Origin of the sequence: Vibrio toranzoniae (assembly GCF_024347655.1) — a bacterium.
GTDB lineage: Bacteria > Pseudomonadota > Gammaproteobacteria > Enterobacterales > Vibrionaceae > Vibrio > Vibrio toranzoniae.
In genome coordinates this window covers 588,629-600,149 of the sequence record NZ_AP025515.1, presented here as the reverse complement: position 1 = coordinate 600,149, position 11,521 = coordinate 588,629, and the positions used below count along the sequence as shown (strand labels likewise).

Sequence of the window (11,521 nt, the reverse complement as noted above, 5' to 3'; positions counted from 1 at the left end):
AGCAAGGCTTGTCACAGTGACAACCACCTCAATGTAGATTTGCCTCAAGGATAGCGTAAGGTCAGTTCGATACCAATAAATGTTACCAGATCTATACATATTCAGCTTCGTCAGAGAATAGTGGTCGGTGTGACTAGCGTTAAGGGAAGCAAAAAGCCAGTCTCGATGAACTGGCTTTGTTGACTCTGCTTATTAGGCTAAGTGTTACTTATCCGTAACGTTACCTAACTTCAACCACGTGTCGATAACCGTATCTGGGTTGAGTGAAACAGAGCTGATGCCTTGTTCCATTAACCATTCTGCTAGGTCGTCATGGTCAGATGGACCTTGGCCACAAATGCCCACGTATTTACCGGCTTTGGTTGCTGCGTCGATAGCCATTTTAAGCATCGCTTTCACAGCTGGGTTACGCTCGTCGAACAGGTGTGCAACGTCACCTGAATCTCGGTCTAGGCCAAGCGTCAGCTGTGTCATGTCGTTTGAACCGATAGAGAAGCCATCGAAGTACTTCAAGAACTCTTCTGCCAAGATCGCATTGGATGGCAGCTCGCACATCATGATGACTTTCAGACCTTGGTCACCACGGCGAAGATCGAATTTAGCCAGAATGTCGATAACCGAGGCCGCTTCGCTTGGAGTGCGAACGAATGGAATCATGATTTCAACGTTCTTAAGACCCATCTCGTCGCGAACACGTTTGATCGCTTGAGTCTCTAGCTCGAAACAATCTTCGAATACTGGTGAGATGTAACGAGATGCACCACGGAAGCCCAGCATTGGGTTCTCTTCATGTGGTTCGAACTCTTTGCCGCCTACTAGGTTACTGTACTCGTTCGACTTAAAGTCAGACATACGTACGATCACGCGCTTAGGCCAGAATGCAGACGCGATAGTCGCGATGCCTTCTGTCAGCTTGCTTACGTAGAAATCGATTGGATCTTTGTAGCCGCGAATACGTTCACTGATTTCCGCTTTTAGCTCATCCGTTTGCGCATCGAAGTTTAATAGCGCTTTCGGGTGAATACCGATCATCTTGTTGATGATGAACTCTAAACGAGCAAGGCCCACCCCTTCGTTTGGAATTTGTGCGAAGTCGAATGCGCGATCTGGGTTACCCACGTTCATCATCACTTTGGTTGGCAGCATTGGTAGCTCATCAACCTCAGAACGTTTGATCTCGAAGTCGAGCTCACCTTGGTAAACGTAGCCAGTTTCACCTTCAGAACATGACACTGTCACGGTGTCGCCGTCGTTTAGGTTACTTGTCGCTGTACCACAACCAACGATTGCTGGAATACCGAGTTCACGAGCGATGATCGCGGCGTGACAAGTACGGCCACCACGGTTAGTAACAATCGCAGAGGCTTTCTTCATCACAGGTTCCCAATCAGGGTCTGTCATGTCTGTTACCAATACGTCGCCTTCTTGAACCAGTGACATTTGGTCAAGAGAATCAACCAAACGAACTGGGCCTGAACCGATACGTTGACCGATAGCACGGCCTTCAACCAAGACATCCGCCTTGTTATTTAGCTCGTAACGCTCGATAACGTTTTGGTCGCTTTGAGAACATACTGTCTCTGGGCGAGCTTGAACAATGTATAGCTTGCCGTCGATACCATCTTTCGCCCACTCAATGTCCATCGGACGTTGATAGTGCTTCTCGATGATCATCGCTTGTTTTGCTAGTTCTTTGATCTCTTCATCGTTCAGTGAGAACTCGTTACGCTCTTGCGTATCCGTGTCGATGATATCAACTTGCTTGCCGATCTCTTGGTTGGTCGAGTAGATCATCTTGATCAACTTAGAACCGAATGTCTTTTTAACAACTGGGTAGTGACCCGCTTCTAGCATTGGTTTGTGAACGTAGAACTCATCTGGGTTCACCGCGCCTTGTACGACCATTTCACCTAGACCCCAAGAAGAGGTGATGAATACCACTTGGTCGAAGCCTGATTCAGTATCAAGGGTGAACATGACACCTGAAGAGGCCTTGTCTGAGCGAACCATACGTTGGATACCCGCAGACAATGAAATGCCACGATGATCAAAACCTTGGTGTACACGATATGAGATAGCGCGGTCATTAAATAGTGAAGCGTAAACGTGCTTGGTTGCTTCTAGTACCGCATCGATACCTTTCACATTAAGGAAAGTTTCTTGCTGGCCTGCGAAAGAAGCATCTGGAAGGTCTTCTGCGGTTGCAGATGAACGAACCGCTACAGACAATTCTTCGTTGCCTTCAATTAGTTCACGGTAGTTATCACGGATGTCTTGCTCTAGTGATTCTGGGAAGGGGGCCTCTAGAACCCATTGTCGAATCGTTGCACCTGTCTTACGCAAGGCGTCAACGTCTTCAACATCAAGTTCATCAAGTAGTTGGTGAATACGTTCATCAAGACCTTTGTAATCAAGAAAGTCGTTAAACGCATACGAAGTGGTAGCAAAACCATTAGGTACAGAAACACCAGCATTGGACAGGTTAGAAACCATCTCGCCCAGTGAGGCGTTCTTACCGCCGACTTTGTCGACATCTTCCATGGATAGGCCATTGAACCATAGGGTATTATTTTGCATTTATTTCTCCAGAAACATAGCAAGCATTGTAGGGATTTAAAAGCAAACGATTACGCAAAGGCTAAAAAAAATGTTAAGTATTTTTCAAAGCTGTGGGGGACGTAATAGTCAGCAGGGTTTCGTTATATATATTATGGTGTCTATCCTACTCAAAATAATTTTAAACATTAAATAAAAAATGCAAATTGATATCCAAAGTCGTGATGTATTCTATGTTTCTGATGGAACGGCCATAACATGTGAGACTTTAGGGCATGTTGTTCTAGGTCAATTCCCGTTCGAAGCTAACGAAAAAACCTTCCCGTTTGTTGAAAGTGAAGACAAACTTTCTGATTTATTAAAAGAGATTGAAATTTCGTATCGTGAGACTGGTAACCAGCCTCTGGTCTTTTTTTCGATTGTGATTCCGCAGATTAAGCAGCAGCTTTTGGAGGCACCAGCGCACTGCTATGACGTGCTAGAGAGTATTGTGCAGAAAGTGCAAGACGATACCCAGATGGCCCCGGTGCCTAAGTTGCAGCGTTCACGTAGTGTTAATAAAGATTCAGTGAAGTACTTCGACCGTATTGCTGCGATTGAATACACGCTGGCTCATGATGATGGCATTACGCTTAAAGGGCTCGAAGAGGCGGATATCATCCTATTGGGTGTGTCTCGAAGCGGTAAGACACCGACAAGCTTGTATATGGCAATGCAGTTTGGTTTGCGTGTCGCAAACTACCCATTCATCCACGACGATTTAGCGCGCTTGAAGCTGTTGCCTGAATTTGAGATCTACCGACACAAGCTGTTTGGCTTAACCATCGATGCAGAAAGGCTGACGGAGATTCGTGAGAACCGTTTAGCGGGCAGCGAATACGCGAGTGACTCGCAATGCCTGTATGAATTGCAAACGGTAGAGTCGATGTTTCGCCGAGAAGCGATACCTTACATCAATACGTCTTCGCTATCGGTTGAAGAGATTTCGACACGAATTTTGGAGCGTACTGGTTTGAGAAGACGCTTGTTGTAGCAAAAGAGAGTTGAGGAACAAAAGAAAGTTGAGGAGTAGCATAAAATCGAAGCTCACGATGATAGGTCGAGGCGCTTCGATTTTCCGTTTAGGTTAGCTGTTGATGACTTATCTAACGAACAAATTATCGAAGAAGCTTAATGCTGAGCGTTTTGCTCTGTTTTTCGAGCCAATGCTCAAGTGCTGGTGGCCATGTGATACTTGACTCAACACAGAAGCCACGTAGCATCGAGAAATAGAGTGCTTGATCAATGATAGGCAGTGATGACTCGCCATTTTCTAAGTCCAGTAAAAGCTCAGCATCTTTTAGCAATGGGTTGATTTGTTGGACGTATTGCGGTGTGTTTTCTAAGAGTTCTTCAAAGTTAAAACCTTCTGTCTCTTTACTTGCACGCCAAGCTTCTTTGCTTCCCACAGAGCGATATTCAGCCAAATCGAGATTCCACCAACGTGGGCGTCCGATCTGTTGAGTGAGAGGGAACGAACGGTTTTGGAAAAGTGTAGCCTGCTCTGACGGTTCACGTTGTTCGTTGCTTGATTTCAAATCCATGAAGTAAGCGATGATGTCTAAGCTTTCAGCCATGATAGAGCCATCGTCTTTCTGTAAGACTGGCACCATCTTTTTACCAATAAGGTCGATAAGGGTTTGGGCGTCATCATAATCGACAGAAATAAGTTCGATGTTCAAGCTTAGAGATTGGGCAATGTAGGCAACTCTTGCGCAGAAAGGGCAGTGGTCGTAGATGTAAAGCTTCATAGCTTCCCTCAGTTCATGGTTATTATCAGCATAAGATGTTGCTAATATACCAGAAGCTGTTGTTAAAAATAAGCTTTCTCTAATAACCAATATCAACTGAAAATAGGCAAATTGTAAGTTAAGTGATTTATTTTAAAGGGTTTTTGTTGGTGGTATTAGCCACTGGTAAGGGCATTTATTGTGATGGGGAAGCCAATGGAGAGCGCTGGGGGAGAATCGCTGATATAAAAAAGGCTCTGGCTGATCGTCCTAACAAAGAGGAGTAGCCAAAGCCTTAATTCTGTTATCTTTAGCAGAGTGGCTGCTAAATGAGCGGAGTAATCAAACTATGCTTTTTTAAGGTCTTGCATTGGGTAAGTTAGCGGCATTGCGCCTTCTACCGTTGTAACGTGAACGTAGAAACCGCCAGCACTTAGGCCCGTTACTACCATTTCACCAAGATCAACCCCTTTTGTTGCCATAACGCGATCATCAACTGAAAACATTTTACACACCTTCAACAAACTAAATAAATACGATGGATATCGAACGCGAATTTAAACAGATCGAACCTAAATCAACTAATCCGGTTCTTTGTCGTAAAGATTAAATTTGGTTATGCATAAATTAGTATGTCTTCAAAATCAGTATTTTAACGTGCTGGGTAGCTCTATTTGTCAGAAGGGTAAACGACACCAACTTGCTGACGCATCTCTGTAATTAACTGAGCAACGGTTAAAGCGCGTTGTTCTGCTTGAGATTCAGTAGTTTGATCGCCACCAATGCAGTCTGCAAAGGCTTGTGCTTCGTAACTCATTGAGTTTTCGCTCTGTACTTGAGTGAGGTTCTCAATACTGCCATCACGGTAGTGGATCTTAACATCGGTACATTCGGCGATATGATCAATGATGATAGCTCCAAGCTCTCCTTGGATCTCACTTGGCGCATAGGAGTCGCTCACTTTGGAGTGCGCAAGGGTTACGTCAAATTCTGGGTATTGGAAGATTGCACAACCATGAGCATCAACGCCTGAATCCAGTAGCTTTGCAGAAGCCTGCGCATTTTCAGGTTTGCCAAATAGTGCGACTGTCGCAGCTACACAATAAAAACCGATGTCGACCAACGAGCCGTTAGAGAAAGCGGGGTTGAAAGTATTTGGCTTCTCTCCATTTAGATATTTTTGATAGCGCGAGGAATATTGGCAGTAATTGATGTGTGCTTTATGCACTTTGCCGATTTTTTCTAACCCCAATTGAACTTGTTTAAAGTTCGGAAGAAATTGAGATTTGTACGCCTCAAATAACACCACATCATTTTGTTTGGCTATTTTAAACATTCGAGTCGCTTCATCAATATTCGATGCAACAGGCTTTTCACAGATAACATGCTTGCCATGCTCCATCATCAATATTGATTGCTCGCAATGTAATGAGTTAGGTGAAGCGATGTACACGGCTTCGATAGTGCTATCATTCGCCAGCGCTTCGAGTGAATCGTAGTTTGTTTTAACGTTAAACTCTTGCGCAAACTGCGCGGCGCTGTCTAGGTTACGTGAATATACCGCACCAAGTTTCATTGATTGTGTGTCATGGGCAGCTTGAACAAACTTTTGTGTAATCCAATTGGTGCCAATTACAGCGAACTTTATCATATAGGTATCCATAGTTAGCGTATTAATTCTGTAACGATAGTAGCACTCAACGACTATAAATGTTCCCCTGATTTGCGGAACAATTCCCCTGAAATTACAGCCTAGTATCTGTCAATGATAGTGATAGGGCCCCTGAGGCAGCCTGTATAACAGTGCACAACTAAGCCTTTTTTGCTAAGGTTTCATTGAAAGAAAACAAGGTAATGATATGCAAATCCGTACTGCCAAAGTCGCTGATATACGCTCAATCTTAGAACTCTCTGATCAGATAAACCGTCAACATCATCTTGGTGCTCCTATGGTATTTGCGCCACCTTCACAGGGTTTCGCCGACAGTGAGGAGTACTGGTTAGGCATGATGATCGACCCTTTAGGGACTTTCTTGGTTGCGGTTCATGAGCAACAAGTGGTTGGCTTTTTAGCAGGTAAAGTGACGCAGAACAAAGGGGTAAGTTTTATTCAGCCGCATAAAGTGGCGAGAGTGAGCACAATTGTGGTTAATGAACAGATCCAGAATCAAGGTGTTGGTCGATCTTTGATGAGGTCATTTAATCACTGGGCTCAATCTAGGGGCGCGATTGAGCTTAGACTGGAAGTGATGGAGTTCAACCAGCAAGCTCAAAGGTTCTATGAGTCGCTAGGGATGGAAACTCAATCACGAACCATGTCTATGCGTTTTGAGGAGATTTAAGGGTGCGCTTGCTTTGGTTTTTAGCTGTTTACTTAATGTTATCGACTCACGCTCTATATGCTGCATCGGAACCAATGTTGGAAGAGTCTGTTTACGGCAAAAAACTGGTCGTAGAAAAGATAGCTTCAGATGCGATAGCGATTGAAACTATGGTGTTTGAGTCTGCTCCATCTAAACGTGCGACTACTTCATCAGTAACCACAAATCCAAAGCATGTCACTATTCTTACCGGTGGTACTCTTAAAAATAATTCTGCTGAAGGGGATTCTAGCCAACAAATTGCCCAACTCTCTCAACGATCATCTCGGCGGGTTTACCTTAAGCCAGATACCATTTCTGAATTAGAACCGAAGTTACCGGCAGTAACTCTGGTTAAGGTCGATAAATCGAAGCGTCGAATGTATTTATTAAAAGGGGAAGAAGTCATACAGGAATTTCGGATTGCATTAGGCAAGCAGCCCAAAGGGCATAAACGCTTTGAAGGTGATCACCGCACGCCAGAAGGTCAGTATCAACTTGATTATATTATGGAAGATTCTGACTTCTATCGTTCAGTACACATCAATTACCCTCGCTCTTCCGATAGGCAGTGGGCAGAGAAACATAATGTAACCCCTGGAGGTAATATCAAAGTCCATGGTATTAAAAATGGTGAACTGCGTTCACCTCGCTTTATTCAAAGCTTTGATTGGACTGATGGTTGTATTGCACTAACTAACCAAGACATGGATGAGTTTATCCAACTCGTAAAAATGGGCACCCCTATCCATATTGAATGGTAGTTGATCGCTGCCCATACTCGTTTTTGTTTGTTATCGAATTTTGAGATTTCTAACGGTTAATTTTTAACTCTCCGTTCTATTTTTCAGTGCTCGGACTATCAATTTATAGAGCTGAATTTGTTAGGAAAATCAGTAAATATCGCGTCCACGTTTGAGAGAAATTTGAAGCGAGACGGATCGTTTACGGTGTAGCACCAGGTTTGAATGTTTGCTTCGTTGAGTGTATCGAGATTGCTCTGATTAACGTGCTTATAATTCATGTGACAGCTGAACGCTTTGACCTCATTAATCAGCATCAAATCAGCTTGAGTCAGTTGCTCTGTGATCACTCCAACTCGGTATCTCGGTAAGTGACGAGCTATCTCCGTTATAACCTGGTGGCTGAAGCTAGATAGCAAGATCTTATCGGTGTCTAGGTTTGAGCGAATTAACTCATCGTGCAATAGATCAACCACATGAGGCGCCTGATGTCGGCTATCGACTTTAATTTCTAGGTTGACGCTAAGACTATGTTGCTCAACAAGCGCGAGCAACTCTTCCAATGTAAGTATTTTTTCTCCAGCGAACTGTTCAGACTTCCAACTGCCAAAATCGAGCTGACGCAGTTCTGCAAGGGTGTGTTCATCAACACGCCCTTTGCCATCGCTACAGCGCTCCAGAGTGTGATCATGGCAAACCACAAGTTGATCATCCTGGGTTGGTTGAATATCTACTTCAATCCATTTCAAACCGAGCTTAGCTGCTTGCTCAATGCTTGCTTTGGTATTTTCTGGGTGAGTACCTGCTACCCCACGATGACCTACGATGATAGACGACATAATTAATCCCTCTTAAAGACACACCGCAAAAATGCATTAAATATCAGTGTACTCGATTACGCTAGAGCCGTCGTTAAGCTTATCGCATCTTCGTGTGGCTCCTGTGATGTGACGTTATTCGGGTGAATGCGTTTGCCATGACTGTCAAAAATATGCAGGTTGGATTTATCAATACTCAACCCGAGCGGTACCGCTTGGCATAGGGTCGTCTCGGGTGTTACTGCGATAAATGGTTGTTCGTTGACAAGGCCATGAACTAATTGGTTTGGTCCTAAAGGCTCAACGACGTTGATACGTAATTCAAGCGGCAGCGTGTTCATGACCAAGTCTGCGCAAACATCAGAGTGTTCTGGGCGAATACCAAGCGTGATAGCTGTATTTTTTACGTGGGCGTACTCGGGTAAATACATCTGTTGATCGCCAATTTCAAGATAACCGTCGTCGATTGTGGCTGATAAAAAGTTCATCGCAGGGCTGCCAATGAAGCTTGCAACAAAGGTACTAGCAGGCTGGTGGTAGACTTCTTTTGGCGTACCAACTTGTTCAATCTGGCCTTTGTTGAGAACCACTATTCTATCTGCCAAAGTCATGGCTTCAACTTGATCATGAGTCACGTAAACACTGGTGACACCGAGTTCGCGCTGTAGCTTTTTAATTTCTAACCTCATGTGTGCACGCAGCGATGCATCTAGGTTGGACAGAGGCTCATCAAATAAGAACAGTTGTGGGTCGCGGACGATCGCTCGTCCCATTGCAACACGTTGGCGTTGACCACCGGATAGCTTGGCGGGTTTACGGTCTAGGTATTCTTCGATTTTCAGCGTTTTGGCGACCCTCTCAATTTTTTCTTCGATAATATGCTGGCTGACGCCGCGATTTTTCAAACCATAAGCCAGATTCTTATACACAGTCATGTGTGGGTAGAGCGCATAGTTCTGAAAGACCATTGCGATATCACGTTGAGCTGGCTTTTCGTTATCAACACGGCGACCACCCAAGTGAATTTCACCACCAGAGATGCTTTCCAGGCCAGCAATAGAACGTAGGATAGAAGATTTTCCACAACCAGAAGGGCCAACCAATACAAGGAACTCACCCTTATCGATATCAAGCGAGACATCTTTGACAGCGCGGTGACCATTTTCGTAGGTCTTTACCAAACTCTTAAGACCTAACATGACTGGTTGATTGTGCTTATGTCCTTTGCCCGCTTGATTATGAATTGACATCGAAGTGTCCTCCGTTTTTTGGTGACTTGTTTGGTGAGATGTCTTGTACTCATCGAGTGATTGAATGCGATTGTCTTTGATCAGAATCTTTTTGTTATTATTTTTCACTTTCTACTAGCCCTTTTACAAACCAACGTTGAAATACAATCACCACTAAAACAGGTGGCAACATGGCTAAAATAACCATGGCGAAAACATAGTCGTAGCGCGGTAAACTGGTTTCATTGATGTTGTTGAGTACTTGTTTAATACCCATCACGATCGTGTTGTAACCTTCATCTGTTGTCATCATGATCGGCCACAAGTACTGGTTCCAACCCACCACAAACATGATGATGAAGATCGCGGCGATCATGGTCTTAGACAGCGGCAGTAAGATATCGACAAAGAATCGAAATGGGCCTGCGTTATCTAACTGAGCGGCTTCGAGCAGTTCGTCGGGAATCGTTTTGAAGAACTGCCTGAAAAAGAATGTTGCAGTGGCAGAGGCAATCAAAGGCAGAATCAAGCCGGTATAGCTATTGAGCAGCCCAAGCCCAGCGACAACCTCATAAGACGGGATAATACGAACCTCTAGTGGCAGTAGCAGGGTTACGAAGATCAACCAAAACCAAGCTGTCGCGTAGGGAAGCCGGAAGTAGACCAAAGCAAATGCCGCCATCATTGAAATGATGATCTTACCAATCGCAAAACCTAGCCCCATGATCATCGAGTTGGCGATCATCTTGCTGGCGGTGACTTCACCACTAAAGCCCATGCTCTTGTTCCAAGCTTCGCTATATATAGCCGCAAAGTTATCGCCCGGTAACCACTGCAAACCATCGCTGACAATGGTGTTTGGGTTATGGGTCGAACTGGCGAATATCAGCCAGATTGGGACCAACATAAACAGCATGCCAGCAATTAAAATTAGGTGGTCAGTGATCTTATTACTTTTCATTATTTACTCCTGTCGTGTTTAAACCTAGCTGTGATGGGCTAGTAATGAACACGCTTTTCTACAACGCGAAACTGGATAAAAGTGAGCGTCAGTACCAACAGCAACAACACAACCGATTGTGCCGAGCTGCCGCCCAAATCAGCGCCAACAAAGCCATCGCGATACACCTTGTACACTAGTGAGGTTGTGGCGCCGCCTGGGCCGCCATTGGTCATGGTGTCTATCACGCCAAAGGTTTCAAAGAACGAGTAGGTGAGGTTGATGACCAACAGGAAAAATCCAGTAGGTGCGAGTAATGGAAAGGTAATGGTCCAGAAGCGTTTCGAGTCGCTGACACAGTCTAGCATTGCAGCTTCTTTTACCGCGTAAGAGATAGACTGAAGGCCTGCTAGAAAATAGATGAAATTTACTGAGACTTGTTTCCATACTGAAACCAAAACCAGAGCAAACGTGGCATCCACAGGATCGGTCTGGAAGCTGAAGTCCCAACCCACCACGGCAAATATTTCAGTGAACACGCCAATGTGTGGGTTAAACAAGAAAGCACCAATTACGCCTGCGATTGCAGGAGCAACCGCATAAACCCAAGTGAGCGTGACTTTGTAAGCGCCTTGTCCGTGAATGATGTTGTCGGCTTTTACGGCGAGCAGCAGCGCTAAGGCAAGCGATAAGAAAGAGACCACAATCGCGAACATTAAGGTGAAACCAATTGAGCTCAGATACTCACTCGATTCGAATAGCATTTGGTAGTTTTCGAACCACACAAAGATGGAGGAAGTGCCCCAAGGATCTTCTAACATAAATGAAAGGTAAACCGCCTTTGCCGCTGGGTAGATAAAGAAAACCGCAATGATGAGTATCTGAGGCGCTAAAAATAAGTAAGGCAACGGAGAGTGAAAGAATTGTTGACGTTGTTCCACAGGGTAGTCCAAAAAAGTTAGTGACAGTGACCACTCGCGCGATATCAAGACATGCATCCAGTTGAGTTGTAGTTTTTGGAGCAAGAAATGGCGCTAGTGAAGAATCTCCTCACACCTTGCCATTACGTTTTTAATAACGCAGTGACAAGTGGTGAGGAGCAATGA

At 44.6% G+C, this 11,521-nt stretch carries 11 protein-coding genes; 3 read left to right on the top strand and 8 right to left on the bottom strand.

The features are described 5' to 3' along the window. Positions 1 to 204: 204 nt before the first annotated feature. A complete protein-coding gene (gene ppsA, locus OCU50_RS17080) occupies positions 205 to 2,577 on the bottom strand; it encodes a phosphoenolpyruvate synthase (protein ID WP_060469425.1) in 2,373 nt (790 codons plus the stop codon). Positions 2,578 to 2,755: 178 nt separating this feature from the next. Between ppsA and ppsR the strand changes: the two genes are divergently transcribed. Beyond that, the gene (gene ppsR / locus OCU50_RS17075) at positions 2,756 to 3,589 is read left to right on the top strand and encodes a posphoenolpyruvate synthetase regulatory kinase/phosphorylase PpsR (protein ID WP_060469426.1); all 834 of its coding nucleotides are present in this window, start codon (positions 2,756 to 2,758) and stop codon (positions 3,587 to 3,589) included. 124 nt (positions 3,590 to 3,713) lie between these two features. On the opposite strand, the gene grxB is transcribed toward ppsR, so the two are convergent. From grxB to OCU50_RS17060, 3 genes are all read right to left on the bottom strand, one after another. Further along, positions 3,714 to 4,346 (bottom strand): glutaredoxin 2, encoded by a 633-nt coding sequence (gene grxB / locus OCU50_RS17070; protein WP_060469427.1) that lies wholly within the window; start codon positions 4,344 to 4,346, stop codon positions 3,714 to 3,716. Between the two features lie 326 nt (positions 4,347 to 4,672). Then, positions 4,673 to 4,831, bottom strand: coding sequence for a hypothetical protein (locus tag OCU50_RS17065; protein ID WP_017058755.1), 159 nt, complete (start codon positions 4,829 to 4,831; stop codon positions 4,673 to 4,675). Between the two features lie 164 nt (positions 4,832 to 4,995). Then, on the bottom strand, positions 4,996 to 5,976 hold the full coding sequence (locus tag OCU50_RS17060) for a Gfo/Idh/MocA family protein (protein WP_060469428.1): 981 nt from the start codon (positions 5,974 to 5,976) through the stop codon (positions 4,996 to 4,998). A 208-nt stretch (positions 5,977 to 6,184) separates the two neighbouring features. Here OCU50_RS17060 and OCU50_RS17055 point away from each other — a divergent pair, with 208 nt between their 5' ends. Both OCU50_RS17055 and OCU50_RS17050 read left to right on the top strand, forming a co-directional pair. Next, positions 6,185 to 6,667 (top strand): GNAT family N-acetyltransferase, encoded by a 483-nt coding sequence (locus OCU50_RS17055; RefSeq protein ID WP_017058753.1) that lies wholly within the window; start codon positions 6,185 to 6,187, stop codon positions 6,665 to 6,667. Between the two features lie 2 nt (positions 6,668 to 6,669). Continuing rightward, the gene (locus OCU50_RS17050; RefSeq protein WP_060469429.1) at positions 6,670 to 7,449 is read left to right on the top strand and encodes a L,D-transpeptidase family protein; all 780 of its coding nucleotides are present in this window, start codon (positions 6,670 to 6,672) and stop codon (positions 7,447 to 7,449) included. Positions 7,450 to 7,547: 98 nt separating this feature from the next. On the opposite strand, the gene OCU50_RS17045 is transcribed toward OCU50_RS17050, so the two are convergent. The 4 genes from OCU50_RS17045 to OCU50_RS17030 are packed head-to-tail and all read right to left on the bottom strand — an operon-like array spanning position 7,548 to position 11,356. Further along, on the bottom strand, positions 7,548 to 8,267 hold the full coding sequence (locus tag OCU50_RS17045; protein ID WP_060469430.1) for a glycerophosphodiester phosphodiesterase family protein: 720 nt from the start codon (positions 8,265 to 8,267) through the stop codon (positions 7,548 to 7,550). A gap of 56 nt (positions 8,268 to 8,323) precedes the next feature. Beyond that, on the bottom strand, positions 8,324 to 9,604 hold the full coding sequence (gene ugpC, locus OCU50_RS17040; protein ID WP_060469431.1) for a sn-glycerol-3-phosphate ABC transporter ATP-binding protein UgpC: 1,281 nt from the start codon (positions 9,602 to 9,604) through the stop codon (positions 8,324 to 8,326). Further along, positions 9,594 to 10,436: a sn-glycerol-3-phosphate ABC transporter permease UgpE gene (gene ugpE, locus OCU50_RS17035; protein ID WP_060469432.1), complete on the bottom strand. Its 843-nt coding sequence runs from the start codon at positions 10,434 to 10,436 to the stop codon at positions 9,594 to 9,596. The genes ugpC and ugpE overlap by 11 nt, the downstream gene beginning before the upstream one ends. A 38-nt stretch (positions 10,437 to 10,474) precedes the next feature. Continuing rightward, entirely contained in the window at positions 10,475 to 11,356 is an 882-nt protein-coding gene (locus OCU50_RS17030) for an ABC transporter permease subunit (RefSeq protein ID WP_060469433.1), read from the bottom strand. Between the last annotated feature and the right edge of the window lie 165 nt (positions 11,357 to 11,521).